24 protein-coding genes and 5 tRNA genes are annotated in these 24,636 nt (G+C 71.6%); 10 read left to right on the top strand and 19 right to left on the bottom strand.

Going from position 1 to position 24,636, the window contains the following annotated elements:
- Nucleotides 1-62: 62 nt before the first annotated feature.
- The 5 genes from ACYBSK_RS11155 (at nt 63) to ACYBSK_RS11135 (ending at nt 506) form a co-directional block, all read left to right on the top strand.
- Nucleotides 63-135, top strand: a tRNA-Gly gene (locus ACYBSK_RS11155).
- 37 nt (nt 136-172) lie between these two features.
- Nucleotides 173-246 (top strand) — tRNA-Cys (locus ACYBSK_RS11150).
- Between the two features lies 1 nt (nt 247).
- Nucleotides 248-319, top strand: a tRNA-Val gene (locus ACYBSK_RS11145).
- 24 nt (nt 320-343) lie between these two features.
- Nucleotides 344-415: transfer RNA gene (locus ACYBSK_RS11140), tRNA-Val, on the top strand.
- 19 nt (nt 416-434) lie between these two features.
- Nucleotides 435-506, top strand: a tRNA-Val gene (locus ACYBSK_RS11135).
- A gap of 57 nt (nt 507-563) precedes the next feature.
- Here ACYBSK_RS11135 and ACYBSK_RS11130 read toward each other — a convergent pair.
- The 4 genes from ACYBSK_RS11130 to ACYBSK_RS11115 form a co-directional block, all read right to left on the bottom strand.
- Nucleotides 564-848, bottom strand: a complete 285-nt coding sequence (locus tag ACYBSK_RS11130) for a TFIIB-type zinc ribbon-containing protein (RefSeq protein WP_457476742.1) — start codon at nt 846-848, stop codon at nt 564-566.
- A gap of 81 nt (nt 849-929) precedes the next feature.
- Nucleotides 930-1,868, bottom strand: coding sequence for a phosphotransferase family protein (locus ACYBSK_RS11125; protein WP_460245946.1), 939 nt, complete (start codon nt 1,866-1,868; stop codon nt 930-932).
- Between the two features lie 280 nt (nt 1,869-2,148).
- Nucleotides 2,149-2,355 carry a hypothetical protein gene (locus tag ACYBSK_RS11120; protein ID WP_457476740.1) on the bottom strand — a complete coding sequence of 69 codons (207 nt, stop codon included), beginning with the start codon at nt 2,353-2,355 and terminating at the stop codon, nt 2,149-2,151.
- Between the two features lie 223 nt (nt 2,356-2,578).
- Entirely contained in the window at nt 2,579-2,854 is a 276-nt protein-coding gene (locus ACYBSK_RS11115) for a hypothetical protein (RefSeq protein WP_457476739.1), read from the bottom strand.
- Between the two features lie 199 nt (nt 2,855-3,053).
- On the opposite strand from ACYBSK_RS11115, the gene ACYBSK_RS11110 reads away from it, so the two are divergent.
- Nucleotides 3,054-4,349, top strand: coding sequence for a serine/threonine-protein kinase (locus tag ACYBSK_RS11110; RefSeq protein ID WP_460247001.1), 1,296 nt, complete (start codon nt 3,054-3,056; stop codon nt 4,347-4,349).
- A 3-nt stretch (nt 4,350-4,352) separates the two neighbouring features.
- Here the strand turns inward: ACYBSK_RS11110 and ACYBSK_RS11105 are convergent, their stop codons facing one another.
- From ACYBSK_RS11105 to ACYBSK_RS11060, 10 genes are all read right to left on the bottom strand, one after another.
- Nucleotides 4,353-5,180, bottom strand: coding sequence for a TrmH family RNA methyltransferase (locus ACYBSK_RS11105; protein WP_457476738.1), 828 nt, complete (start codon nt 5,178-5,180; stop codon nt 4,353-4,355).
- A 73-nt stretch (nt 5,181-5,253) separates the two neighbouring features.
- Nucleotides 5,254-6,480, bottom strand: coding sequence for a uroporphyrinogen-III C-methyltransferase (cobA, locus tag ACYBSK_RS11100; RefSeq protein WP_460245945.1), 1,227 nt, complete (start codon nt 6,478-6,480; stop codon nt 5,254-5,256).
- 363 nt (nt 6,481-6,843) lie between these two features.
- On the bottom strand, nt 6,844-10,668 hold the full coding sequence (cobT, locus tag ACYBSK_RS11095; protein ID WP_460245944.1) for a nicotinate-nucleotide--dimethylbenzimidazole phosphoribosyltransferase: 3,825 nt from the start codon (nt 10,666-10,668) through the stop codon (nt 6,844-6,846).
- 374 nt (nt 10,669-11,042) lie between these two features.
- Nucleotides 11,043-12,257 carry a precorrin-6y C5,15-methyltransferase (decarboxylating) subunit CbiE gene (cbiE, locus tag ACYBSK_RS11090; RefSeq protein WP_460245943.1) on the bottom strand — a complete coding sequence of 405 codons (1,215 nt, stop codon included), beginning with the start codon at nt 12,255-12,257 and terminating at the stop codon, nt 11,043-11,045.
- Nucleotides 12,258-12,378: 121 nt separating this feature from the next.
- On the bottom strand, nt 12,379-13,017 hold the full coding sequence (locus tag ACYBSK_RS11085) for a GNAT family N-acetyltransferase (protein WP_457476734.1): 639 nt from the start codon (nt 13,015-13,017) through the stop codon (nt 12,379-12,381).
- 159 nt (nt 13,018-13,176) lie between these two features.
- Nucleotides 13,177-13,995 carry a MetQ/NlpA family ABC transporter substrate-binding protein gene (locus tag ACYBSK_RS11080; protein WP_460245942.1) on the bottom strand — a complete coding sequence of 273 codons (819 nt, stop codon included), beginning with the start codon at nt 13,993-13,995 and terminating at the stop codon, nt 13,177-13,179.
- Nucleotides 13,995-14,825 carry a MetQ/NlpA family ABC transporter substrate-binding protein gene (locus ACYBSK_RS11075; RefSeq protein WP_460245941.1) on the bottom strand — a complete coding sequence of 277 codons (831 nt, stop codon included), beginning with the start codon at nt 14,823-14,825 and terminating at the stop codon, nt 13,995-13,997. Before ACYBSK_RS11075 ends, ACYBSK_RS11080 begins: the two co-directional genes overlap by 1 nt.
- A 57-nt stretch (nt 14,826-14,882) precedes the next feature.
- Nucleotides 14,883-15,614 carry a methionine ABC transporter permease gene (locus ACYBSK_RS11070; RefSeq protein ID WP_457476731.1) on the bottom strand — a complete coding sequence of 244 codons (732 nt, stop codon included), beginning with the start codon at nt 15,612-15,614 and terminating at the stop codon, nt 14,883-14,885.
- Nucleotides 15,611-16,651, bottom strand: a complete 1,041-nt coding sequence (locus tag ACYBSK_RS11065) for a methionine ABC transporter ATP-binding protein (RefSeq protein ID WP_457476730.1) — start codon at nt 16,649-16,651, stop codon at nt 15,611-15,613. The genes ACYBSK_RS11070 and ACYBSK_RS11065 overlap by 4 nt, the downstream gene beginning before the upstream one ends.
- A 420-nt stretch (nt 16,652-17,071) precedes the next feature.
- Nucleotides 17,072-17,722, bottom strand: a complete 651-nt coding sequence (locus tag ACYBSK_RS11060) for an HAD-IA family hydrolase (RefSeq protein ID WP_460245940.1) — start codon at nt 17,720-17,722, stop codon at nt 17,072-17,074.
- A gap of 71 nt (nt 17,723-17,793) precedes the next feature.
- Here ACYBSK_RS11060 and ACYBSK_RS11055 point away from each other — a divergent pair, with 71 nt between their 5' ends.
- Together ACYBSK_RS11055 and ACYBSK_RS11050 are read left to right on the top strand one after the other, a co-directional pair.
- Nucleotides 17,794-18,153: a hypothetical protein gene (locus ACYBSK_RS11055; RefSeq protein ID WP_460245939.1), complete on the top strand. Its 360-nt coding sequence runs from the start codon at nt 17,794-17,796 to the stop codon at nt 18,151-18,153.
- Nucleotides 18,134-18,622 carry a hypothetical protein gene (locus tag ACYBSK_RS11050; protein ID WP_460245938.1) on the top strand — a complete coding sequence of 163 codons (489 nt, stop codon included), beginning with the start codon at nt 18,134-18,136 and terminating at the stop codon, nt 18,620-18,622. Before ACYBSK_RS11055 ends, ACYBSK_RS11050 begins: the two co-directional genes overlap by 20 nt.
- 3 nt (nt 18,623-18,625) lie before the next feature.
- On the opposite strand, the gene ACYBSK_RS11045 is transcribed toward ACYBSK_RS11050, so the two are convergent.
- The 3 genes from ACYBSK_RS11045 to ACYBSK_RS11035 form a co-directional block, all read right to left on the bottom strand.
- On the bottom strand, nt 18,626-19,129 hold the full coding sequence (locus ACYBSK_RS11045) for a GNAT family N-acetyltransferase (protein WP_457476726.1): 504 nt from the start codon (nt 19,127-19,129) through the stop codon (nt 18,626-18,628).
- Between the two features lie 35 nt (nt 19,130-19,164).
- Nucleotides 19,165-19,695: an RNA polymerase sigma factor gene (locus tag ACYBSK_RS11040; protein ID WP_460245937.1), complete on the bottom strand. Its 531-nt coding sequence runs from the start codon at nt 19,693-19,695 to the stop codon at nt 19,165-19,167.
- Between the two features lie 74 nt (nt 19,696-19,769).
- Nucleotides 19,770-20,981, bottom strand: coding sequence for a glycerophosphodiester phosphodiesterase (locus ACYBSK_RS11035; RefSeq protein ID WP_460245936.1), 1,212 nt, complete (start codon nt 20,979-20,981; stop codon nt 19,770-19,772).
- A 262-nt stretch (nt 20,982-21,243) separates the two neighbouring features.
- On the opposite strand from ACYBSK_RS11035, the gene ACYBSK_RS11030 reads away from it, so the two are divergent.
- On the top strand, nt 21,244-21,933 hold the full coding sequence (locus ACYBSK_RS11030; protein WP_460245935.1) for a lysophospholipid acyltransferase family protein: 690 nt from the start codon (nt 21,244-21,246) through the stop codon (nt 21,931-21,933).
- A gap of 157 nt (nt 21,934-22,090) precedes the next feature.
- Here ACYBSK_RS11030 and ACYBSK_RS11025 read toward each other — a convergent pair whose 3' ends face one another.
- Together ACYBSK_RS11025 and ACYBSK_RS11020 are read right to left on the bottom strand one after the other, a co-directional pair.
- A complete protein-coding gene (locus ACYBSK_RS11025; protein ID WP_457476722.1) occupies nt 22,091-23,623 on the bottom strand; it encodes an MFS transporter in 1,533 nt (510 codons plus the stop codon).
- Complete coding sequence (locus ACYBSK_RS11020) at nt 23,620-24,171, bottom strand: TetR/AcrR family transcriptional regulator (RefSeq protein WP_457476721.1); 552 nt, start codon at nt 24,169-24,171, stop codon at nt 23,620-23,622. The genes ACYBSK_RS11025 and ACYBSK_RS11020 overlap by 4 nt, the downstream gene beginning before the upstream one ends.
- 143 nt (nt 24,172-24,314) lie before the next feature.
- Here ACYBSK_RS11020 and ACYBSK_RS11015 point away from each other — a divergent pair, with 143 nt between their 5' ends.
- Nucleotides 24,315-24,584: a hypothetical protein gene (locus ACYBSK_RS11015; protein ID WP_457476720.1), complete on the top strand. Its 270-nt coding sequence runs from the start codon at nt 24,315-24,317 to the stop codon at nt 24,582-24,584.
- The last annotated feature ends 52 nt before the right edge of the window (nt 24,585-24,636 follow it).

The raw sequence follows: 24,636 nt of genomic DNA, 5'->3' as shown, positions 1-24,636 counted from the left end.
GGCCCAGGAATCCGCTAGAGTTCAACACGTCGCCGGGACGCGCAAGCGGACCGGAAAGACACGCGAACGTAGCTCAGTTGGTAGAGCGCAACCTTGCCAAGGTTGAGGTCGCCGGTTCGAACCCGGTCGTTCGCTCAGGATGTGGGGGATCTTCCCGAACCCCTACGCTCCTGGTGGAGTGGCCGAGAGGCGAGGCAACGGCCTGCAAAGCCGTCTACACGGGTTCAAATCCCGTCTCCACCTCCAAGCGCGATTAGCTCAGCGGGAGAGCGCTTCCCTGACACGGAAGAGGTCACTGGTTCAATCCCAGTATCGCGCACTGGAGCCGCAAGGCTTCCATCCCGGACGATTAGCTCAGCGGGAGAGCGCTTCCCTGACACGGAAGAGGTCACTGGTTCAATCCCAGTATCGTCCACTGATCCGCAAGGGTCCCCGCGCGATTAGCTCAGCGGGAGAGCGCTTCCCTGACACGGAAGAGGTCACTGGTTCAATCCCAGTATCGCGCACCGCCAAGAAGCCCCCCAGTCCTTCCGACTGGGGGGCTTCTTCGTGTTCCCGGACGCTCAGGAGGAGAACAGCATCCGGCCGAAGCCGCGGTTGTGGTGACCGTGGTGGCCGTGGTGACCGCCGTGGTGCGGGGCACCCCACGCCGGGGCGGCCGGGGCCGGGTAGCCCTGCGGGGCGGGCGGGGGCGGCGGGGCCTGCTGGCTCCACTGCGCCTCCAGGCGGGTCAGCGACTCCAGCTCGCCGTAGTCCAGGAATATCCCGCGGCAACCGCTGCACTGCTCGATCTGGACGCCATTGCGGTTGTACGTGTGCATCGGTGCGCGACACTTGGGACACTGCATGCTCGGCTCAACTCCTCGCCGTTCGGTGCTGCTTCGCCGGAACACTTCCCGGCTTCCGTCCCTCGCACCCTACTTGGCCAGTTACTTCTCCAACTGCAAAGGGACCGAAGCCATTCGGGCGCAGGCGTCCACGACCGCCTCCTCCACCTCGTCGAGCGCGCGGCCCGCGTCGGTGGCCTTGGCGACGGCGAGCGCGGCGGTCTGCGCGGTGAGGGCGCGGGCCGGGACGTCCAGGGCGGGCCAGGGGTCGGGCACGCTCAGTTCCTTCGCGCCGCCGGTGCGCTGGTAGGCGGTGAGGAAGCGGGTCCAGTCCGCGGGCGCCAGCAGGCCGCAGGCGAACCAGGCGGCGGGGCGGGCCAAGTCCCAGGCGGGATCGCCGATTCCGAGGTCGTCGACGTCGATCAGCGTCCAGGTGTCGGAGTCGGCGGGGTGCCGGACCAGCTGGCCGAGGTGCAGGTCGCCGTGGCACAGGGCGCTCGCGTGCGAGTACGGGGCCTCGGCGCGGGCCCAGGGCGGCAGGGCGCGCCAGGCGGCGAGGATGGCGCGGGCGGCGGGGTGGCCGGGGGCCGAGGCGCGGAGGCGGGCGACGGCGCGGGCCGCCTTGTGGGGGCCGCGCATCGGCGGGAGCGCGGGCGGCAGGTGGTGCGCCGGGGTGGTGTGGAGGCGGGCGAGGAGGGTGGCGGCGGCCTCCCAGGGAGCGAGCTCCGGGTGGTCCGGGTCCACGGGGGTGCCGTGCGGCCAGAACGTGACGAGGCGGTCGTGCAGGTCCGCGGCCGTCGGGTGCAGGGGGCGCAGCAGGACGCCGGCGAGGGCCGAGTGGGCGGCCACGGCCAGGCGCAGGTCCAGCTCGGCCGGGTCGGTGTCGGGGGCGTGCGCCTTGGCGACGGTGTCGCCGTGCCGGACCACGGTGGCGTCGGCGCGGTCGGCGAGGGTGGTGGCGCCGCAGACGCAGGCGATCCCCGAAGGGTGGGCCGCGCCGCGGGCCTCGGCCCTGAGCGCGGGAAGGATGTGCGTGGTCACGGGCCGCAGCCTACGGGTGGCCCTCCCCCGCCGGGCACCGGGCGAAGGAATGCGGCAGGCAAAGGAATGGGCCGGGCGGGAGGAGAGACGGGCGGGTCCGCAGGCAGGAATCGGGCGGGTTCGCGGGCAAGAACCGGCCGGGTTCGCGGGCAAAAATAATGCTGCGCGCAGCTCCCCAGCTGCGCGCAGCATTTGTGCCGTCCGCCGCACCCCCGTCCCCACGGGGTTTCATGGCCGGATGTCCCCGCCCGGACCGCTCTTCCGGGCCTGGGAGCGCCGCTCAGCGCCCCAGCATCACGCCCACGGACGACGCCTGTGTGACCACCGCGTCCCAGCCGCCGAACACGACGACGAGCAGGGCCGCGAGAGGGAGAACCATGGCCGTGGCCACCAGCGGGTGCCGGCGGCCGGTCGCGGGGGCGCCGAAAAGGCCGGCCCTGCGGGCCGCGGTGCGGAACGCTGTCGTCCGCGATGCCGTGTCCGCCATGGTCCTCTCCCGGTCTAATTCTTGAGTTCTTCTGTCACCTTGCGTTCTTGCGTCTTGGCAAGCGGCGAGTGCCTGACCTCGGGGGACGAGTGCTGCACCCGCCGCTTGAGCACAAATCTATGAGTACCGGGCGCTCAGGACGTCATGCCCTCGTACCGATTGCCGGGCCTCCCCGAGGATGACCGTGTGCGCCCCATGTACTCCCCTGGGTGGAGACGGAGACCTAGGCCTCGGGGTCTTCCCCGAGGGGACGGCCGACGCGGGCCTCCCGCTCGGCGGGCTCCTCGCGCGGGACCGGGTGCTCCACCAGGGCGAGCACCCTGGTCGCCATGAAGCGGGCGGTGCGCACCACGGATCCGGAGCGGGTGACTTCGCTCACTTCCACCACCCCCCTGCGTACCGCCGTCTCCACCCTGCGGCCCGCCCTGCTCGCCGTCACCTCGTACGTACGCGTCGTGTCCCCGGCGTCCACCACTATCTCGACCCGGTCACCCTTCATGGGTCCAATCCCCCTTCAGCGCCGCCTTGTTGAGTTCGGGGCGCAGGCCAAGCCGCCCCGCCCTCGCGCTCCCTGACCGTTCTTCAAGTTTCCCACCGGGCACTGACAATCGAATCCGGGCCGAGGGCGCGGCCTCTGAGCGCCGCCGAGCGCGAAAACGTAAGCTGTGGCTCGTCAGACGGACCGGGCAGCAGCGGGGATGGACATGGCGATGATGCGCCTGAGGCGCGAGGACCCGCGCGTCGTCGGCTCGTTCAGGCTTCACAGACGCCTCGGGGCCGGCGGGATGGGCGTGGTCTATCTCGGGTCCGACCGGCGCGGCCAGCGGGTCGCGCTCAAGGTGATCAGGCCGGATCTGGCGGAGGATCAGGAGTTCAGGTCGCGCTTCGCGCGCGAGGTGTCCGCCGCGCGGCGGATCCGCGGGGGCTGCACGGCCCGGCTGGTGGCCGCCGATCTGGACGCGGAGCGGCCGTGGTTCGCGACGCAGTACGTGCCGGGCCCCTCGCTGCACGACAAGGTCGCCGAGGAGGGCCCGCTGGCCGCGTCCGACGTGGCCGCCGTGGGGGCCGCGCTGTCGGAAGGGCTCGTCGCCGTCCATGAGGCGGGGGTCGTGCACCGCGACCTCAAGCCGTCCAACATCCTGCTGTCCCCGAAGGGGCCGCGGATCATCGATTTCGGCATCGCGTGGGCGACCGGCGCCTCCACGCTGACCCATGTGGGCACCGCCGTCGGCTCGCCCGGCTTCCTCGCGCCCGAGCAGGTGCGGGGCGCCGCCGTGACCCCGGCGACCGACGTGTTCGCCCTCGGGGCGACGCTCGCGTACACGGCGATGGGCGACTCGCCCTTCGGGCACGGCAGTTCCGAGGTCATGCTCTACCGCGTCGTGCACGAGGAGGCGCAGCTGACCGGGGTGCCGGACGCGCTCGCCCCGCTGCTGCGGGCCTGCCTCGCGAAGGATCCGGAGGAGCGGCCCAGCACGCTACAACTGTCGCTGCGGCTCAAGGAGATCGCGGCCCGCGAGGCCCAGGGCATCGTCACGGAGGCCCGCCCACCCGCGCCGCGCTCCGCCGAGCAGGACCGGCCGACGGGCCGCCTCTCCGACACGTACGAGGGTCAGCGCACCCAGCGGCGTACGCAGCCGGGGACGCCCGCGCCGCGTCCCAGCAACGGCAGGAGCAACGGGTCGGGGCCCGCCCGGAACACCAACAGCCGCTCCGGCAGCAACGGCAGGTCCGGGCCGCGCAGCGGTGCGGGGCGCCCGGCGCCGCGGACGAACGGGACGGGCGGCGGCAAGAAGCTACGGCCCGCGAACCCGCGGCTGCTGCGGCAGCGGCTCACCGTGTTCGTCGTCGTGACGCTGCTGGTGGCGCTGGCCATCGCGGCGGCGCAGGGCTGCCAGGGGCCGACGCGTGGCCTCGGTGACAACGGCGTACAGAAGACGACCGCGTCCTCCGCGCGGGCGCTGCCGCCCGCGGAGAACCCGCGGGAAGCCTGACCGTCAGAGTTCGGGGCGGCCCGTGGCCACCGCGTAGAACGCGACGGCGGCCGCCGCGCCCACGTTGAGCGAGTCGACTCCGTGGGCCATCGGGATGCGGACCCATTCGTCCGCGGCCATCAGGGCCTTCGTCGACAGGCCGTCGCCCTCGGCGCCGAGCATCAGCGCGACCCGGTCCATGCGGTGCGGGGCCACCTCGTCGAGCGACTTGGCCTGCTCGGCCGGGGTGAGTGCGAGGAGCTGGAAACCGGCGTCGCGCACCGTCTCCAGGGACTTCGGCCAGGCCTCCAGACGTGCGTACGGCACCGAGAAGACGGCGCCCATGGAGACCTTCACCGAGCGGCGGTAGAGCGGGTCGGCGCAGTCGGGCGAGAGCAGGACCGCGTCCATGCCGAGCGCGGCGGCGCTGCGGAAGATCGCGCCGATGTTGGTGTGGTCGTTGACCGACTCCATGACGACGACGCGGCGGGCGGTGGTGAGGAGCTGGTCGGCCGTCGGCAGCGGCTTGCGCTGCATGGAGGCGAGGGCGCCGCGGTGCACGTGGTAGCCCGTGACCTGTTCGGCCAGGTCGGGGGCGACCGCGTAGACCGGGGCGGGGACCTCGTCGATGACGTCGCGCATGACGTCGACCCACTTGGCGGAGAGCAGCATCGACCGCATCTCGTACCCGGCGAGCTTGGCGCGCCGGATGACCTTCTCGCCCTCGGCGATGAACAGGCCCTCGGCCGGTTCACGTTTGCGACGCAGTTCGACGTCGGTCAGGCCCGTGTAGTCGGACAGGCGCGGGTCGTCGGGGTCGTCGATGGTGATGAGACCTTGAGGTTCAGCCACGGGTCGATACTGCCTTGTTCTGGTAGTGGTGCCAACGGCTCGGAACGAGTTGTGTTACCGCTGGTTACTTCCGTTACTTCTGCGGGTTCTCGTTCACTACGTCGCCGATCACGATGACGGCCGGGGGCCTGACGCCCTCGGCGACGACCGTCTCGGCGACCGTCGCGAGGGTGGCGTCGACGCGGCGCTGGGCGGCCGTCGTGCCCTCCTGGACCAGGGCGACCGGCGTCTCGGGGCTCTTGCCGTACGAGACCAGGGCCTCGGCGATCTTCCCGATCTTGTCGACTCCCATGAGGATCACGAGGGTGCCGGTCAGCTTCGCCATCGCCGCCCAGTCGACCAGGGAGCGCTCGTCGTCCGGCGCCACGTGACCGCTGACGACGGTGAACTCGTGGGCGACGCCGCGGTGCGTGACCGGGATGCCGGCCGCGCCGGGGACGGAGATCGAGCTGGAGATGCCGGGGACGATCGTGACCGGGATGCCCTCGGCGGCGAGCGCCTGGGCCTCCTCCATGCCGCGGCCGAAGACGAACGGGTCGCCGCCCTTGAGCCGGACCACGGCCTTGCCCTGCTTGGCGTGGTCGATCAGCGCCTGGTTGATGGCCTCCTGGACCATCTGGCGGCCGTACGGGATCTTCGCGGCGTCTATCACCTCGACGTGCGGCGGGAGCTCGTCGAGGAGGTCGCGGGGACCGAGGCGGTCGGCGATCACGACGTCGGCCTCGGCGAGGAGGCGGCGGCCGCGCACGGTGATCAGATCCGGGTCGCCGGGGCCGCCGCCGACGAGGGCGACGCCGGGCTTGTGGTCGCGCTGCACGGTGACGGTGCCGTCGTGGAGGGCCTCGACGATCGCGTCGCGGATCGCGGCGGTGCGGCGGGGGTCGCGGTCCGCGGCGGTCGTCGTCAGGACGGCCACGGTCACGCCGTCCGCGCGGCCCGTCGCCGGGGTCCAGGCGGTCGCCTCGTCGGCGTCGTCGGCGCGGACGCACCAGGTGCGGGTGCGCTCCGCTTCGGCGGAGGCGGCGTCGTTGGTGGCGCGGTCGCTGGTGGCCACCAGGGCGTACCAGGTGTCGGTGAGGTCGCCCGGCTCGTAGCGGCGTTGTATCCAATGCAGCTCGCCCGCGGTCGCCATGGCCTCCACGGAGGGGGTCGCGGAGGGGGAGATCAGGGTGATGTCCGCGCCTGCGGCGATCAGGGCGGGGAGCCTGCGCTGGGCTACCTGGCCGCCGCCCAGGACGACGACTCGGCGGCCGGTCAGGCGGAGTCCTACGGGGTAGGCGGGGTGGTCGGCGGCGGGCATGCGGTGTCCTCTGGCGTGCGGGTGTCTGTGGGGTGAGCGTACGTCGTGGGCATGACGAGCATGTTTCCGCCCGCCCCTCCCCTCCCCGCAAGTCCCGCCGGACGGGCCTCCTCAAGCGCCGGAGGGGCTTGATGTGCCTGGCCTTGCCGGCGGGCCTCCTCAAGCGCCGGAGGGGCTTGATTGGCGCAGCCCTGCCGGGCGGGCCTCCTCAAACGCCGGAGGGGCTTGGGTGCCGGGCCGGGCTCCTTCAGCGCCGAGAGCTTGAGCGGCGCGGTCCTGCCGGACGGGCCTCCTCAATCGCCGGAGGGGCTCTATAGAGCCCCTCCGGCGATTGAGGAGTTTCGGGAAGGGGTGGGGTGGGGGCTACTTTTCCGTTACGCCCGCCGAGTCGAAGGTCGCGACCTCGTGCATCGCACGCGCCGCGCTCTGCACGATCGGGAGCGCCAGGAGGGCACCCGTGCCCTCACCGAGGCGCAGGTCCAGGTCGACGAGCGGGCGCAGGCCCAGCTTGTTCAGGGCGGCGACGTGGCCGGGTTCGGCGCTGCGGTGCCCCGCGATGCACGCCGCCAGGACCTCAGGGGCGATCGCACGGGCCACCAGCGCGGCGGCACCGGCACTGACGCCGTCCAGGATCACCGGCGTACGCAGGGACGCGCCGCCAAGGAGCAGACCCACCATCGCGGCGTGCTCCAGACCGCCGACCGCCGAGAGGACACCGATCGGGTCCGCCGGATCGGGCTTGTGCACGTCGAGGGCGCGGCGCACGACCTCGACCTTGCGGGCGTGCGTCTCGTCGTTGATACCGGTACCGCGCCCGGTCACCTCGGCCGGGTCGACCTCGGTGTAGACGGAGATGAGGGCCGCGGACGCCGTCGTGTTCGCGATGCCCATCTCACCGGTCAGCAGCGCCTTGTTGCCCGCCGCCACGAGGTCCCGGGCCGTCTCGATGCCGACCTCGATGGCCTCCTTGACCTCTTCGCGGGTCAGGGCGGGCCCGGTCGTCATGTCGGCGGTGCCGGCCCGGACCTTGCGGGGCAGCAGGCCGGGTGTGGACGGCAGTTCGCTCGCCACGCCCACGTCGATGACGCAGACCTCCGCGCCGACCTGGTTCGCGAACGCGTTGCAGACCGCTCCGCCGCCCAGGAAGTTCGCGACCATCTGGCCGGTCACCTCTTGCGGCCACGGCGTGACGCCCTGCGCGTGGACCCCGTGGTCGCCCGCGAAGATCGCGACGGCGGCCGGTTCCGGGATCGGCGGCGGGCACACGCGGGACAGGCCGGACAGCTGGGCCGAGATGATCTCCAGCATGCCGAGCGCGCCCGCGGGCTTCGTCATCCGCTTCTGCCGCTCCCACGCCTCGCCGAGCGCCTTCGCGTCCAGCGGGCGGATGTTGGAGACGGTCTCCGCGAGCAGGTCGTGCGGGTCCTCGCCGGGCAGGGCGCGGCGGCCGTACGTCTCCTCGTGCACGACCCACGACAGCGGCCGGCGCTTGGACCAGCCGGCCTGCATCAGCTCCGGCTCCTCCGGGAACTCGTCGACGTAGCCGACGCAGAGGTACGCGACCACTTCGAGGTGCTCGGGCAGGCCGAGGGAGCGGACCATCTCGCGCTCGTCGAAGAAGCTGACCCAGCCGACGCCGAGGCCCTCGGCGCGGGCCGCGAGCCACAGGTTCTCCACCGCGAGCGCGGACGAGTACGGGGCCATCTGCGGCTGCGTGTGACGGCCCAGCGTGTGGCGGCCGCCGCGGGTCGGGTCGGCGGTGACCACGATGTTCACCGGGGTGTCGAGGATGGCCTCGATCTTCAGTTCCTTGAACTGCTTGGCGCGGCCCTTGGGGAGCGACTTCGCGTACGCGTCCTTCTGGCGCATGGCCAGTTCGTGCATCGCGCGGCGGGTGTCCGCGGACCGGATGACCACGAAGTCCCAGGGCTGCGAGTGGCCCACGGACGGCGCCGTGTGGGCCGCTTCGAGCACGCGGAGCAGGACCTCGTGCGGGATCGGGTCGCTGCGGAAGCCGTTGCGGATGTCGCGGCGCTCGCGCATCACGCGCAGGACCGCCTCGCGCTCGGCGTCGTCGTACGCGGGGGCGGCGGCGCCCGCGGCGGGGTGCGTGGCGTCGGCGGGCTCGGGGGCCAGGTGCTCGGGCTCGCCCGTCAGCTCGGCGGGGGCCAGGGTCTGCTCCGCGGGTTCGGCCTCGGTCAGCGGGACCGCGCCGGAGTCGCTTTCGCGCGGGGCGGGCACCGCCGCGGCCTCGTCCACCGGGGTGTCGGTGGCGGCGACGTGCTCGTTGCCCTCGGGCTGCTGCGCGGGGGCGGCGTTCGGATCGGCCGGGGCCGTCGGGACCGTCACGGCGTGCTCGCCGGTGGCGTCCGTCCGACCGTCGGTCGTCGCGGGCCATCCCGCGGCCTCCGGCTGCGCGGGCGCGGGCTGGGGGGCGTCCGCGCCGAGCGGGGCGGCGGCGAGGGGCTGCTGTTCGAGGGCGGCGGCCTGGTCGGCGGGGGCCTGGCCTGCGGGGGCCTGCTCCGCCGCGTCGGCCACGACCTGGGGCTGCTCGGCGGCGCCGGGCTCGGCGGCCTGCTCTGCGGGGGCCTGCTCACCGGCGACGGGCTGCTGCGGGTCGGCCACGATCTGCTCAGCGGCGACGGGCTGACCGGGAGCGGCCGGGTGACCGGCCGTGTCCTGCTGGCCGAGGGCCACCTGGGGCCCAGCCGCCTCCTGCTCACCGGCGGCGACCTGCTGGTCGGGCATCTGCTGGTCGACCACCGGCTGGTCGGCGACCGGCTGCTCCGCCGCGTCCTGCCCGGCCGGCACCTCCGCGCCCGCGACGCCCTGGCCGTCCGTGGCCGGCTGCTGGCCGGCGACGGGCTGCCCAGCGGCATCCGCACCGTACTGGTCGGCCGCGTCCTGCTCACCGGCGACGCCCGGCTGACCGGGAACCGCCTGCGGTCCGGCCGCCGCCTGCTCACCGGGAGCGACCTGCTGGTCGGCCACCGGCTGCTCCCCCGTGCCCTGCTGGGCCGGGATCGCCGGACCGGGGGCGGACTGCTCGTCCGTCGCCACCGGCCGGCCGGGGAAGGCCTGCTGCTCGCTACCGGGCTGGTGCGCCACGGCGCCGTTCTGATCTGTCACGCTCTGCTGCCCAACGACGTTCTGCTGACCGGCAACAGCCTGCTGGTCAGCCGCTGCGAACTGCTCCGCAGCGCCTTGCTGATCGATCCCACCCGGCTGGTCCGCCGCGGCGTACTGCTCGGCCGCCCCGGCTCCGGCCTCGTCACCGACGGCGCCCTGGTGGTCCGCCGCGTCGTACCGCGCGGCGGCGTCCTGCTCCTCGGCGACCGCCTGCGCGGCCACCTCCTGAGGCTCGGCCCCGGCGTGCTGCCCGGCGGCGCCCGCCTCACCGCCGACCGCCTGCGGGGGCACGACACCCTGCGGGTCGGCCGCGCCCTCGCCCACCGGGAGCTGGTCCTCCGGGAGGGGCGGGACGGTCATCGCCTGCGGCGGCGTGGGGGCGAGGTGGGGGGTGGTCGGGACGACGCCCTCGACCGGGACGAACTGGCCGAGGGTCTGGTCCGCGTAGGCGTGCGCCACGTAGTCGGACTGCGCCTGCTGCTGCGCGTACTCGCCCTGCTCCTGCGTGCCGTACGCATACGCGCCGACCTGCGCGAACTCCTGCCCGTGCGGCGGCGTCGCCACCTGCGCGTGCTGATCGGCGTACTGCGGAGCGACCGTTTCTGCGCCGGTCGTCGGCTGCGTCGCCCGAGCGGGTTGCCAGGGCGCCGCGCCCTGCGGCGGGATGTCCAGGTACTCGGGGCCGGTGGTGGGCGGGCCCGACTGGCGGGCCGGCATCTGCGCGGGGCCGCGGTCGGCGAGCGAGCGGACGGGGCTGCCGTGGGTGTCCGGGACGGCGGGGCCCAGGTGCAGCGGGCGCCGGGGCTGGCTCTGGGGCTGCGCCTGTGGCTGCGGCTGGGCCTGCGCGTACGGCTGGCCCTGGCCCTGGCTGTGGTCCGCGGCCTGCTGGCCCCACGCGCCCTGCGAGCCGGGCATCAGGAGGAGCTCGTCCTCCTCGCCCGTGGCGTCGGCGGGGTCGAGGTAGGTGTACGCGCCGGGCGCGGCAACGCCCGGCTGGTCCACCGCGCCTGCGTTCTCCGGCAGCCCTTCGCCGCCCGGAACCTGACCGGTGTCGGTCATGCCTACCCCTCGCCCATCGAATGAGAACTTCCTGGCCGCCCCCGGCCGTCCGCCGGAACTGCGAGCACCTTCACGCTTCACTGCTTCGCTGCCCGGAGCGACACGTCGACCGCCCGTCAGGAACAACGAGCGCGCGCGCCGCGCGGCACGAACCGCCCCGGACAACAGGCATTGTCCCGGTCGGAGCGCGGCCACGGAACGTAGTTCGACCATGGCCTTCTGTGGACTGCGCCACGTTGCGCGTCCTCCGGTCGCTGCCGTACCACACGCACCTCAAAAGTGGTGCGTTTTCGGGACATTGGCGTACGAAGAAGCGAACGTCCCGGTGCGGTACAACGATCGGCCAGCCTACCGCGCGCGCCGTGCCGCCAGGGTCACGGGTGGCGTACGGGCAGACGCCCGGAGAGCAGGAACCCCACGGTCCGCTCCTTCTCCGTCCAGGCACGTGTGTCCAGTTCGACGGATTGCAGGAGGGCGCACTCGACGTCGTATCCGTGCTCCGTCAGGTCCCTGCCGATGAGTTCGGCGTCGTCGCGTGTCGCGGCGTGCGTGACGATGCGCGCGGGGCGCCGGTCGGCGACGGCCGAGACGACGGCCGCTCCCCCGCCCCCGACGCGTACGACGTCGGGTTCCGGGAGGTCTTCGAGGGCGTGCGGCGCGGTGCCGTGGACGATCTGGACCTGGACGCCGAAGCGCCGGGCGACGGCGAGGGTGCGGGCGCAGGCGTCGGCGTCCCGGTCGACGGCGATGACGGCGGCGCCGAACCGGCCGGCCTCCGCGGTGAAGGCGCCGCTGCCGCAGCCGATGTCCCACACGAGATCGCCCACCCGCGGGCCGAGGCGGGCGAGTTGGGCGGAGCGCAGCTGCTCGGTCTCGCCCTCGCCGAAGGGGCCCGCGTACTCGCCGGCGGGCAGCGCCCAGCCGCGCGGACCGACGTCGGGGTCGCCGCCCGCCAGCCAGTTCCCGTCCTCCGGGGCGCCGGTGACGGGGCCGCCGATGACGATGACGACGTTGGGGTCGCGCCAGGCGTGGTCGGCGGCCTTGTCGGAGGTGACGACGGTGACCTGTTCGCGGTCGGTGCCGAGTTCCTCGCAGATGACGAAGGTGCGGTGGACGCCTTCGAGGAGCAGGCCGAGTTCGGCGGGGCCGGCGCCGGGTGAGGTGAGGACGGCGACCTTGGTGTGGGCGCGGCACACATTCACCGCGCGTCGCAGCGTGCGGCGGTGTGCGACGACCACCTGCGCGTCGTCCCACGGCATCCCCGCGCGGGCGAAGGCCTGGGCGACGGAGGAGACGGCGGGCACGACCTCGACCTCCAGCCCGTACTGGGGCGCGCGCAGGATGCGTACGACGCCGAAGAAGCCGGGGTCGCCGTCCGCGATGACGACGGCCGTGCCGCGGTGGCCGGCGATGCGGCGGGCGGCGAGGGCCACGCTGCCGAGGCGGATGCGCTCGGCGCGCTCGGGCACCTCGGGGAGCGCCAGGTGGTGCGCGGCGCCCGCCACGAGCGTGGCCGCGCCGAGTGCTGAGCGGGCCGCCGCGGTGAGCGGGGAGCCGTCCCATCCGATCACCGTGACCCGGTCGGCCATCGTCGTCAGTCTCCTGGGGGTACTCGGGTACGTACGTGCCCATGGGGCACGGAGGTCGGGGGCGCCGCCGGGGTCGGGGCACCGAGAGCGTACCTGCCCGGACTGTCGACCGCCCGAGAGGTCAGTTCCAGTCGGAGAACGCCGTGAAACCCCCGGCCTCCGCCAATTGCTCGGTGACGCCCTCCAGGTCCTCCGGCAGCAGGCTCCACACGATGAAGTCGGTGCGGGCCTCGGCGAGGCCGCCGTCCTCGGTGCGGGTACGCGCTATGCAGGCGTTGCGCAGCACGCCCTCGCTGATGCAGCCGATCTTCTGGGCGACCTGCTGGGCGGCGGTGTTGTCGGCGGCGGTGCGCAGCTCGATGCGCTCCATGCGCTGGTCGCGGAAGAGCCACTGGGCCGTGGCGAGCGCGGCCTCCGACGCGTAGCCCTCGCCGCGCGCCCAGGGGGCGACGATGTACGAGAGCTCGGTGGAGCGCACGTGCCAGTCGGTCTCGGTGAGGCGGATGGTGCCGACGAGCCGCTGGGTGAGGAACTCGGTGACGGCGAGGTCGAGTCCGGCGCCGCCGCGCCGTCGCCTCGGCACGGCTTCGGAGATCCAGCGGCGGGCACCCTCCTCGGTGAACGGCTGCGGCACCGAGGTCCAGGCGGTGACGAGCTCGTCGTTCATCATCTCCGTGAGCGCGGGTACGTCGTCCTCGTCGAGCGGACGCAGCACCAGGCGCTCCGTACTGATGGAGACCTCGGGGAAGGTGTTCGTCATGCGCCGCTCTCCGTAACCTTCGGTGACCTTCGTAGGCCTTCTACCTTCGCGTCGGGCCGTGTGGACTGCCCAGCATGCAGCATGAAGGCACGTAACTGCACATGGGGGCCGCCCCTGTTGCCGGGAGCGGCCCCCACGAAAGGGCACAGGACGGACTCCTCAGACGGGGAGCACCGAGCCCTTGTACGTGTCCTCGATGAACTTCTTGACCTCGGGTGAAGTCAGCAGCTTCGCCAGCTTCTCGATCCGCGGGTCGTCCTCGTCGCCCTTCTTGACGGCGAGGATGTTGTTGTACGGGTTGTCCTTGACGGACTCCAGGAGGACGGCGTCCTTCCGGGGGTTCAACCCGGCGTCCAACGCGAAGTTGTTGTTGACGGCCGCGGCGTCGACGTCGTCCAGCGAGCGCGGCAGCTGGGCCGCTTCGAGCTCCTTGAACTTCAGCCCCTTGGGGTTCTTCGCGACGTCCTTGGGCGTCGCGTTCAGACCGGCGCCCTTCTTGAGGCCGATCACGCCCTGGGAGGCGAGGAGTTCGAGCGCCCTGCCCTCGTTGGTGATGTCGTTCGGCAGCGCGACGGTCGCCCCGTCGCGCAGCTCGGTGACGTCCTTCGTCTTCTTCGAGTAGAAGCCGAGCGGCGGCAGGTAGACCTGCGTGACCGGCGCGAGCGTCGTGCCCTTGGACGTGTTGAAGTCCTTCAGGTACGGCGTGTGCTGGAACAGGTTGGCGTCGAGCTCGCCCTGCTGGAGCGCGGTGTTCGGCAGGACGTAGTCCGTGAACTCCTTGATCTCCAGGTCGAGTCCGGCCTTCTTCGCCAGGTTCTTCTGTACGTACGCGAGGACTTCGCCGGCCGGGGTCGGGGTGGCCCCGACGACCAGCTTCTCGCTCGCGTCCGCCGTGCCGGAGCCGCAGGCCGTGAGGCCGAGGACGAGCGCCCCGGCGGTCACGGCGGCGGGAATCGTGGACTTCAGGGGAATCGTCATCAGAAGGAGGGGAGCACCGAGCCCTTGTACTTGTCCTCGATGAACTTCTTGACCTCGGGCGAGGTGAGGAGCTTGGCGAGCTTCTTCACGCGCGGGTCGTCCTGGTTGCCGTCCTTGATGGCGAGCACGTTGTTGTACTCGTTGTTCTCGGTGGACTCCAGGGCGAGCGCGTCCTTGGCCGGGTTGAGGTCGGCACCGATGGCGTAGTTGCCGTTGATCACCGCGGCGTCGACGTCCTTGAGGGAACGCGGCGTCTGGGCGGCCTCGACCTCCTTGAACTGGAGGTTCTTCGGGTTCTTCGCGATGTCCTGCGGCGTCGCGGTGGCCTCGGAGCCCTTCTTGAGGGTGATGAGGTCGTTGGCGGCGAGGAAGCGCAGGGCGCGGCTCTCGTTGTCGGCGTCGTTCGGGAGGGCGACGGTGCCGCCCTTCTTGATGCCGTCGAGCTTCGTGGCCTTCTGCGAGTACAGGCCGAGCGGCTCCAGGTGGACGGTGGCGACCGACTTGAGGTGCGTGCCGTTCTTCTTGTTGAAGTCTTCCAGGTAGGGCGTGGTCTGGAAGTAGTTGGCGCCGACCGAACCGTCCTCGGTCGCGTTGTTCGGCGTGACGTAGTCGGTGAACTCCTTGACCTCGAGGTTGAGGCCTTCCTTCTTCGCGAGGTCCTTCTTGATGAAGTTGAGGATCTCGGCGTGCGGGACGGGAGTCGCGGCGACGACCAGCGGGTCGGAGGCCTTGGCCTTGGTGTCGGCCTTGTCGGAGCCGCAGGCGGTCAGACCCAGGGTGAGGGCGCCGGTGGCGAGGACAGCTGCGGTGATCTTGGTGGTGTTACGCACGAAAAGTGCCTTTCCATCAGTGGTGCAACCCGTCGGGTGGGACGGGGAGTTCGGGATTCAGCCGGACTTGGTAGCGGTGACGGCCGTACGTCCGGCGAAGAGGTTGAAGCGGATCGGGTCGCCGCCCTTGCCCGCGCGGCGGTGCAGGACGCGCGCGCCGCTGTCGCCGGCGAACTGGATGAGCGAGATGACGACGGCGAGGATCGCCACCGTGATCCACATCAGGTTCGCCTCGAAGCGCTGGTAGCCGTAGCGGATCGCGATGTCGCCGAGGCCGCCCGCGCCGACCGTGCCGGCCATGGCGGAGTAGCCGATGAGCGCGACGATCGTCGTGGTGGTCGCCGAGATCAGCGAGGGCAGCGACTCGGGCACGAGGACCTTGCGCACGACGGTCCAGGTGTTGCCGCCCATCGACTGCACGGCCTCGATCAGGCCGCCGTCGACCTCGCGCACGGACGTCTCGACGAGGCGCGCGAAGAACGGGATGGCGCCGATGGCGAGCGGCACGATGGCGGCCTCGCGGCCGATGGTGGTGCCGACGATCGCCCGCGTGAAGCCCATGAGGGCGACCATCAGGATGATGAAGGGCATCGAGCGGACGATGTTCACGATCTGCCCGATGACCTTGTTGACGAACGCGTTCTGCAGGAGTCCGCCGCGGTCCGTGAGGACGAGCAGGACGCCGAGCGGCAGTCCGAAGACGATCGCGATGACCGTGGACCAGCCGACCATGTAGAGGGTGTCCCAACATGCCTGGGACAGCAGCGGCTGCATCTCCGACCAGGTCACTTGGTGACACCTTCCTTCAGCAGAGCGGCGGGCTCGGCGCCCTGGATGTCGACCTGGAGGCCCTGCTCGCGCAGGAAGCCGATGGGCACGACGTTGTCGTCGTAGCGGCCGGGCAGCTCGATCCGCATGCGGCCGACCTGCTTGCCCGCGACGGTGTCCATCGCGGCGCCGAGGATCGAGATGTCGACGTTGTAGGTGCGGGAGAGCTGCGAGATGACCGGCTGGGTCGTCGACTCGCCGTGGAAGGTGACGTCGATGACGGTGCGGTCGGCGCCGGAGGCCTCGCCGCTGACCGGGAAGAGCGCGGAGGCCAGCTCGGAGCCGGGCGTCGCGAGGAGCTCGCTGACGGTGCCGGACTCGACGATCCGCCCGCTCTCCATGAGGGCGGCGGAGTCGCAGACGGTCTTGACGACGTCCATCTCGTGCGTGATGAGCAGGACGGTCAGGCCGAGCTGCCGGTTGAGGTCGCGCAGGAGCTGGAGGATGGAGCGGGTGGTCTCCGGGTCGAGGGCGGACGTCGCCTCGTCGGAGAGCAGCACCTTCGGGTCGCCGGCGAGCGCGCGGGCGATGCCGACGCGCTGCTTCTGGCCGCCGGAGAGCTGGGCCGGGTAGGACTTGGCCTTGTCGGCGAGGCCGACCAGGTCGAGCAGCTCCAGCGCCTTGGTGGAACGTTCCTTCCCCGACGTGCCGAGGATTTCGAGCGGCAGCTCGATGTTGTCCTGCACGGTGCGCGAGGACAGCAGGTTGAAGTGCTGGAAGACCATGCCGATGCGGCTGCGCGCCTCGCGCAGCTCCTTGCCGGCGCGCGAGCCGCGGCCGGCGAGGGCGGTGAGGTCCTGTCCGGCGACGGTCACGGTGCCGGAGGTCGGACGCTCCAGCAGGTTCACGCAGCGGATCAGCGAGGACTTGCCGGCGCCGGACTGTCCGATGACGCCGTACACCTCGCCTTCGCGCACGTGCAGATCGACGCCGTCGAGGGCGGTGACCTCTCGGCCGCGCGAGCGGTAGACCTTGGTGAGGCCCTGGGTGGTGATCACGTGGGTTTCCGTAGCTGTCGAGTGCGCGGCGCGGGTGGCGCCGGGCACGGGGCATTCGGTCGGGAACTCGGCTTGAGTCTCCGGGCGCGCGACAGGTCTCGCAGAGGTGGATGAACCCGTGAGGAGAAGCTGTGCGCGGGGCAGGCCGGGTCACGTAGGCGGACGGTTTCTCCCTGCGGAGTCACTCCCTACGACAACAGGGCGCGCGGGTCTCGCTTCGGGGCGCGAGATCAGGCGTGGTGGGGGCCCTCAGAAGGCGCACATTCGACACATACAAGCAGCACCGGGCGTCATGGTCGCCTCGGTCGCAAGGGTGCGGCTGCTCGTCGTGGTCATGTCGGCAAGTAAAGCAGACGTGAGGACGCGCACGGCCCCCGTTGTCCGCTATTCGGACAGCGGGGGCCGGGGTTCCACTTGGCCTCAGGGGACGGCCGTGATCTCCACGCCCGCCTCCGTGACCTGCGCGGACACGGCCGAGAGGTCCTTCACGACGACGTCGGCGGAGAGCTCGTGCGCCTCGTGCGTTGTGGTCAACGCCACGGTCCTCATGCCGCCGGTACGGCCCGCGGTGAGACCGGCCGGAGCGTCCTCGAAGACGACGCAGCGCTCCGGGGCCACGCCCAGCTTCCCGGCGGCGAGCAGGAACGGCTCGGGGTTGGGCTTGCCGTGCGTGATGTCGTCCGCGGCGATCAGCAGCGGCGTCCTGATCCCGACGGCGGCGAGCCGGGCCTCGGCGAGACGGCGGGTTGCGGAGGTGACGACGGCCCAGTTCTCGTCGGGCAGCGAGGTGAGCAGGTCGAGCGTGCCGGGCAGGACGTGCGTGCCGCCGTTGGGCACGTCCTCGACCTCCAGCTCCTCGATGCGGGCGACGGCGCCCGGCACCTTCTCGGCGGGCAGCAGGTCGGCGGCGATCTCGGCGGCGGGGCGGCCGTGCAGTTCCACGGCGGCGAAGGCCTCGGCGGTGATCCCGTACTCCTCGGCCCAGCGGGTCCAGCAGCGGTACACCGACTCCATGGACGAGAGCAGGGTTCCGTCGTTGTCGAACAGCAGGGCGTCAGCGGTGATCTTCATGTTTCCCAAGGCTAAACGTCACCCCGGGGTCGAGCGCATCGGGTCTTTTGGCCCGTAATAGGCTCACGGCCATGCTTGATGTCCTGACCCTGGTGACGGGTCTCGCCGCGCTCGCGCTCGCGGCCTGGTGCGGTTACGCCGCGTATCGCGACCAGCCGACCAAGGACTGGCACTTCATCGGCATGGCCGTGGTGTCGGTGCTCGCGCTGGCGCAGCTGGTGGTCGGGATCGTGCAGCTCGCGCGGGGCGAGAAGCCGGACCAGGGCACGACGATCTTCGTCGCGTATCTGATCGGGGCGTTCGCGTGCGTGCCGGCGGCGGGCTTCATGTCGCTGGCCGAGCGCACCCGCTGGGGTTCGATCACGGTCGCCGCCGGTGGCGTCGTGCTGGCCGTGCTCGAGGTGCGGCTCTATGACATCTGGGGAGGCTGAGGTGGCTGTGACCGCTGAAGACAAGAACGCCTCGAAGGCCGCCGCGAAGGCCGAGAAGAAGCGGGGCCGCCTGATCGGCGGACCGGGCCTGCTGCTGGTGTGGCTGTACGGCGTGATGGTCGTCGGCGCCGTGTCGCGTTCGGCCGTGCAGATCTCCACCGAGTTCGACAAGGCGCCGCTCGCGTACTCGCTGTCGGCGGTGGCGGGGCTCGTGTACGCCTTCATCACGTACTCGCTGGTGCGCGGCGGGGACACGGCGCGGCGGGCCGCTTTCGTGTGCTGCGCCCTGGAACTCGCGGGCGTGCTGATCGTCGGGACGTGGACGCTCGTGGAGCCGTCCGCGTTCCCGGACGCGACCGTGTGGTCGGACTTCGGGGTCGGCTATCTGCTCATCCCGATCCTGCTGCCGCTGAGCGCGATGTACTGGCTGCGCAAGGGTGTGCCGCAGCGGCAGCAGTCGGAGGCCTGATCCTCAGGCGCTCGCCGCGAAGGCGTTCGCCTCGGTGTCCTTGGCGAGCGTCACCACGGTGAGCCGCTCGTCGACGCGCTCGGTCGACACGGGCTCGTAGCCGTGCTGGCGGTACAGGCGCAGGTTGTGGTCGCTGCGGTGGCCGGTGAACAGCTGGAAGCGCTTGGCCGTGCCGACCGCGCCCAGTCGCGTCTCCACCGCGGCGAGCAGCCGGCCGCCGAGGCCGTGGCGCTGCATGCGCGGGTGCACGATCAGCTTGTTGATGTGCGCCGTGCCGTCGGCGTCGATCGTGCCGCGCACGGACGCCACCACCTCGTCGCCGAGACGGGCCACGAGCACGGTGCCGCTGTCGAGTTCGGCCCTGATCGAGTCCAGGGTCTGCGTGAGCGGCTCGATGGAGTAGTCGCCGTAGAGCTGTGCCTCGCTCTGGTAGCAGAGGTACTGCAACTTCAGGATCTGTTCGGCATCCGCTTCGGTCGCCGCAGAGATGGTCACGCTCATGCCCATGTGTGCATGCCTCCCGCTCACCTGTTCGCCAGTTGTCATTCAGGCTTTCCCCGGCGGGCCGTGAGCGCAACCTCGGAGGGCAGGATTCTGCGCAGGCAACCGAGACATCTGGAACGTTCCGGCCCAAGACTGCCCTGTGAGATACCCAACTCGCCTGCGATCTCCCGGTACGTGAGGTCCTGCGGGGACAGCAGCGCGCCGATGAGGCGCGGGCAGCGGCCGGGCAGCCGCCGCACGGCCCGGCGCAGCGCCCGGTCGCGCTCGCGGGCGAGCACGCGGTGCTCGGGGTCGGCGGTGGCCGGGTCGGCGGCGGGTTCGAGCGCGTAGGGCTGTTCGCGCAGTGCCGTACGCCGTTGGAGGCGGGCCTCGGCGCGGACCGCCTCGCGGAGCCAGTCGGCGGGGTCGGTGGGCGGCCCCTGGGTGCGCAGGTGCTCCAGGAGGCGGACCCATACGGCCTGTTCGAGGTCGCCCGGGTCGACGTCGGCGCCCGCCGCGCCGGGCAGTTCGGCACGGACCTCGGCGGCGAGGAGGGGGCGCAGGGGCTCGATCACGGTGTCGTACGTCATGTACGGCGGGACGGGGCCGCCCCGGCGGCCGGTTGCCGGGGCGGCCCCGTCTCACCCCAACCGGGGTACTCGGGTCACCCGTTGACGAAGTCCTCGCGGGCGAGGAGGCCCGTGTCGCAGTTGTCCGTGAAGATGCCGTCGATGCCGGTCTCGTAGTACCTCTGGAAGGCACCGAAGGCGTCGCCGTACGCGTTCGGGTCCGTGCCCTTCTTGAAGTCGGCGGGCAGGAAGGTGTTCTCGTTGCGCATCGTGTACGGGTGCAGGATCAGGCCCGCCGCGTGCGCGTCCTTGACCAGCGTCGTGGGCTGGAGCAGCTTGCCGTTCGCGTCCTTCGGGATGATCAGGTCGAGGGTCGGCCCGATGCCGTTCGCGTAGCGCGCGATCTCCGCGAGCCCCTTCGGCGTGATGAGGTCGGCGACGGTGCGCGGGTCGCCGGTGTCCACGAAGTCGTAGGGGCGGGACTTCGCCGTGGAGAGCAGGACCGCGAGCGGGTTGTCGACCAGCTTGTTCATGCGCTGGATGCTCGTCGGCTCGAAGGACTGGATGATGACGGGCGAGTTCCGCCGGTCGAGCCGGTGGGCGCGCAGCACCTTGGCGATGCGCTCCTCCAGGCCGAGGCCCAGCTTGCGGAAGTACGTGGGGTGCTTGAGCTCCGGGTAGATCCACACCTCGCGGCCGAGCTTCCTGCTCTGCTCGGCGCGCCACCGCAGGACCTCCTCGAAGGTGGGGACCTCCCAGCGGCCGTCGTAGATCGTGTTGTGCTGGCGGGTGCCGGGGATGCGCTCCTTGGCGCGCAGCGTCTTCAGCTCGGCGAGCGTGAAGTCCTCGGTGAACCAGCCGGTGGTGGCGACCCCGTCGAGGCTCTTGGTGGTCCTGCGGTCGGCGAACTCGGGGTGGTCGGCGACGTTGGTCGTGCCGCCGATTTCCGGTTCGTGACGGCATACGAGATGCCCGTCCTTCGTCGGACAGAGGTCGCCGGCCTCGATGACGTGCGCGCCCATGTCGAGCGCCAGCTGGTACGAGCCGAGGGTGTGCTCCGGCCGGTAGCCACTGGCGCCGCGGTGCGCGATGACCGTGGGCACGGGGAGGCCCGCGAGGCCCTTGTTCATGTTATTCGCGCCACTTTCCCTCTCGGCGGCTCTCGCCGTTCCGGCCGCCCCGAGGGCCGTCGCACCCGCGCCGAGGACCGCCGCCCCGAGCAGCGAGCGCCGGGCGACCGCCCCCACGGTCCGCGGCTGCCGAGCCCCCTGTGCGGCCTGTGACTTCTCGTTCCCCTGGTTCCCCATCACGCACTCCTCCCGCCAAGCACTGCCCTGCACCTGTCAAAGCGAGACCGATCGTAGGGGTGGGAAAGTGACGAGTGGGAGACCTCGGACGGAACGTCAGGGTGATGCGGCGTGGCGTCCGGGCGTTGCCGGGACATCAACGAGGCGCGTACTTCGGTCAACTCCGCGTATCCAGTCCGTGAACCCGATGTGCGAGGGGTACTCGTGCGCGAGTATCGTCCTCACCTGCACAGATTCTCAGTCCCTTTCTTCGACTCATTCCTTGACATCGGAGGGCTCGTTGTCCCGCTTCGCGCTCATCAAGGCAGTGCTCGGTCCGATCATGCGCCTGATGTTCCGCCTACGTGTGGAAGGCGCAGAGAAGATTCCGGGGAACGGTCCCGTCATTCTGGCGGGCAACCACCTGACGTTCATCGACTCCATGCTGCTGCCGCTCGTCTGTGACCGGCAGGTCTTCTTCATCGGCAAGGACGAGTACGTCACCGGCACGTCCCTCAAGGGCCGCCTCATGGCGTGGTTCTTCACCGGGGTCGGCATGATCCCGGTCGACCGCGACGGGGCCAATGGCGGTGTGGCCGCGCTGATGACCGGCCGCCGGGTCCTTGAGGAAGGCAAGATCTTCGGCATCTACCCGGAGGGGACGCGCTCCCCCGACGGCCGCCTGTACCGGGGCCGGACCGGGATCGCACGGCTGACCCTGATGACGGGTGCGCCCGTCGTCCCCTTCGCCATGATCGGCACGGACAAGCTGCAGCCCGGGGGTGCGGGGATGCCGCGTCCGGGCAAGGTGACCGTGCGGTTCGGCGAGCCGATGGAGTTCTCCCGCTACGACGGGATGGGGCGCGACCGGTACGTGCTGCGGGCGGTGACCGACTCCGTGATGGCGGAGGTCATGCGGCTGTCCGGGCAGGAGTACGTGGACATGTACGCCTCCAAGGCGAAGGCGGCGTAGCCGCCGGCCGCTGCTCTACGAGGGCGTGGGCCCGGTCGACCGGACGTTTCCGGTCGACCGGGCCTTTCGCGTGGGACTGATAGAGCCCCTCCGGCGATTGAGGAGCGGGGTACGGGGCGGAGCCCCGGGTCCTGAACCGCACCGCGGCGCGGGCCGGTCACTGCTCCAGGCGCTGGCCCCGCAGCAGGAACCACGCCGCGACGGACGTCGCGAGCAGCACCACCGCCCCGATCCCCGCCGCCCACTGCAACCCGTCCACGAACGCCGCCTGCGCCCCGGCGAGCAACGCCTCCGCCTGCCCGGCCGGCAGGCCACCCGCCGCCTCGACCGCCCCGCCGAGCGAATCGTGCGCCGCCACCGCGACCCCCTCCGGCGTCCCCGCCGGCACCGTGAACCCCGCGTAGACGCCGGTCACGATCGACCCGAGCAGCGCGATACCGAGCGCCGTACCGAGCTCGTACGCCGTCTCGGACACCGCCGACGCCGCCCCCGCCTGCTCCTTCGGCACGCTGGACAGGATCACGTCCGCCGTCACCGTGAACGAGAAGCCCGCGCCGACGCCGACGACGAGCAGCACCGCGCCGAGCATCGGATACCCGGTCGACGGGCTCAGCGTGGTGAGCGCGGCCAGCGCCAGGCCGACCGCCGCGAGCCCGCCCGCGACCACGGACCGCACGGAGAAGCGCCGCGCCACCGTTCCGGCGACGAGCCCCGCCGCCACCGCTCCGACCGCGGCCGGGAGTTCGGCGAGCCCCGCCTCGAACGGCCGCCGCCCCTGGACCAGTTGCAGGAACTGGGAGAGGAAGAAGACCAGACCGGCGAGGCCCAGAATCGTCAGCAGGTCCGCCAGGACCGCCCCCGAGAAGCCGCGGTTGCGGAACAGCCGCATGTCCAGCAGCGGCGCTTCGAGCGTCAGCTGGCGCCGGACGAACCACGCGAGTCCCGCCGCGCCGACCACCGCCGACGCCGCGACCCCCGCACCGAAACCGTGCGCCGCCGCCTCCTTCACCGCGTAGACGACGCCGATCATGCCGACCAGCGACAGGACGACGCTGACGAGGTCCCACGGGCCCCGCACCGGGTTCTTCGACTCGGGGATCAGCTTCGCGCCGACGACCACGAGGATCGCCATCACCGGCAGGTTGATCAGGAAGACCGAACCCCACCAGAAGTGCTCAAGCAGGAACCCGCCGACCACCGGCCCGACCGCGGCACCCGCCGACGCCATGGCGCCCCAGATGCCGACGGCCAGGGACCGTTCGCGCGGATCGTGGAAGATGTTGCGGATCAGCGCCAGCGTCGACGGCATCAGCGTCGCGCCCGCGACACCGAGCAGGGCGCGCGCCAGGATCATCAGCTCCGGCGTCGTGGCGTACGCGTTGAGCACCGACACCGCGCCGAACGCGACCGCGCCCGTCAGCAGCAGCTTCTTGCGGCCGATCCGGTCACCGAGGCTGCCCATCGAGACCAGCAGTCCGGCGATGACGAACGAGTAGACGTCACCGATCCAGAGCAGCTGGGTGCCCGAGGGCTTCAGGTCCTCGCTGATGTACGGGGTCGCCAGGCCGAGGACGGTCGCGTCCACGGCGACGAGCAGCACGGCCAGCACGAGGACGGAGAGCGCGAGCCACCGCCCGGGGCGGGACTCCAACACCTCCGTCGCAGGGGTGCGCTGTTGTGTGCTGGTCATGGTTCCACTCTCCGTATGGCGCCGCCGAGCAGCAGCTCGACGATCATGAATTGGAAGTCCTTGGCCGCGACGCGGCCGTCCTGCACCGCCCAGGCGGCGCTGCCGATGAGGCCGTAGAGCGCCTCGGTCAGCCAGGTGGGCGTCAGATCGATGCGGAACTCGCCCGTCTCCTGCCCGCGCCGGAACAGGGCCTCGATACGGGAGTCCAGGCGGGCCCAGCCCTCGTTCTGCTGCTCGCCCTCGAAGAGCTGGTTCTCGGTGACGAGGAAGGCGAGGAGCGGCGCCGCCGGTTCGAGCTCGCGGATGAGCCGGCGCACCGCGTCCGCGGCCGGGCCCTCGTCGAGCCCGGCCCGGTCGAGCGCCGTCTCGCACTCGGCGATGCCGAGCTCCTCCAGCGCGCGGACCAGCGCGTCCCGGCCCGCGAACTGGCGGTGCAGGGTCGCCCGGCTGATACCGGCGGCCCGCGCGACCTCGTCCATGGTGGCCGTGGATTTGCGGGTGAGCAGCGCGGCGGCGCTGTGCAGCACCTGGGAGCGATCGACTGACATGAGACGAGAGTACCTCGTGTGAGACATGGATGTCTCATGGGAGGCGTGACCGTCTCACCGTGGTTCGGGGATCGTCTGCGGTGGCCGGGGCTGTCACGCGGTGTTACGACTGTCGGGACGTCCGACTCTCGGGAGGTACCGGCATGGGGTGCTGCATCTTCGCGGCGATGGCGGCCATCGGGCCGCGCGTGGCGCTGATCATCACGTGGCTCTTCACCAACCTGGTGGACCGCGCCTTCAACGGCGTACTCCTGCCGCTGATCGGCCTGCTCCTGCTGCCGTGGACGACGCTGGGCTACGTCCTCGCGTACGCGCCCGTGGTCGGCGTCCGGGGGATCGGCTGGATCGTGATCCTCTTCGGGCTGCTGCTGGACCTGTCGAGCTACGGGGGCGGGGCGCGGGCCCGCCGCTGACTCCCTGGGTGCGTGTACGCCGCAGGGCCCGGCCCGTCCACGGATGGACGAG

It is taken from the genome of Streptomyces sp. BYX5S (genome assembly GCF_054724165.1).
The sequence above is the reverse complement of the archived record's forward strand: the minus strand, read 5'-3'. Positions and strand labels throughout refer to the sequence as shown.

Bases quoted from the DNA above. Each gene is read 5' to 3' on its own strand.
- cobT (WP_460245944.1), bottom strand. From the start codon at position 10,668: ATGACCGACACCGGTCAGGTTCCGGGCGGCGAAGGGCTGCCGGAGAAC.
- ACYBSK_RS11055 (WP_460245939.1), top strand. From the start codon at position 17,794: ATGCTTGATGTCCTGACCCTGGTGACGGGTCTCGCCGCGCTCGCGCTC.
- ACYBSK_RS11035 (WP_460245936.1), bottom strand. From the start codon at position 20,981: ATGGGGAACCAGGGGAACGAGAAGTCACAGGCCGCACAGGGGGCTCGG.
- ACYBSK_RS11130 (WP_457476742.1), bottom strand. From the start codon at position 848: ATGCAGTGTCCCAAGTGTCGCGCACCGATGCACACGTACAACCGCAAT.
- ACYBSK_RS11115 (WP_457476739.1), bottom strand. From the start codon at position 2,854: ATGAAGGGTGACCGGGTCGAGATAGTGGTGGACGCCGGGGACACGACG.
- ACYBSK_RS11050 (WP_460245938.1), top strand. From the start codon at position 18,134: ATGACATCTGGGGAGGCTGAGGTGGCTGTGACCGCTGAAGACAAGAAC.
- ACYBSK_RS11110 (WP_460247001.1), top strand. From the start codon at position 3,054: ATGGACATGGCGATGATGCGCCTGAGGCGCGAGGACCCGCGCGTCGTC.
- ACYBSK_RS11085 (WP_457476734.1), bottom strand. From the start codon at position 13,017: ATGACGAACACCTTCCCCGAGGTCTCCATCAGTACGGAGCGCCTGGTG.
- ACYBSK_RS11020 (WP_457476721.1), bottom strand. From the start codon at position 24,171: ATGTCAGTCGATCGCTCCCAGGTGCTGCACAGCGCCGCCGCGCTGCTC.
- ACYBSK_RS11025 (WP_457476722.1), bottom strand. From the start codon at position 23,623: ATGACCAGCACACAACAGCGCACCCCTGCGACGGAGGTGTTGGAGTCC.
- ACYBSK_RS11045 (WP_457476726.1), bottom strand. From the start codon at position 19,129: ATGGGCATGAGCGTGACCATCTCTGCGGCGACCGAAGCGGATGCCGAA.
- ACYBSK_RS11080 (WP_460245942.1), bottom strand. From the start codon at position 13,995: ATGACGATTCCCCTGAAGTCCACGATTCCCGCCGCCGTGACCGCCGGG.
- ACYBSK_RS11015 (WP_457476720.1), top strand. From the start codon at position 24,315: ATGGGGTGCTGCATCTTCGCGGCGATGGCGGCCATCGGGCCGCGCGTG.
- ACYBSK_RS11120 (WP_457476740.1), bottom strand. From the start codon at position 2,355: ATGGCGGACACGGCATCGCGGACGACAGCGTTCCGCACCGCGGCCCGC.
- ACYBSK_RS11040 (WP_460245937.1), bottom strand. From the start codon at position 19,695: ATGACGTACGACACCGTGATCGAGCCCCTGCGCCCCCTCCTCGCCGCC.
- cobA (WP_460245945.1), bottom strand. From the start codon at position 6,480: ATGCCCGCCGCCGACCACCCCGCCTACCCCGTAGGACTCCGCCTGACC.
- cbiE (WP_460245943.1), bottom strand. From the start codon at position 12,257: ATGGCCGACCGGGTCACGGTGATCGGATGGGACGGCTCCCCGCTCACC.
- ACYBSK_RS11060 (WP_460245940.1), bottom strand. From the start codon at position 17,722: ATGAAGATCACCGCTGACGCCCTGCTGTTCGACAACGACGGAACCCTG.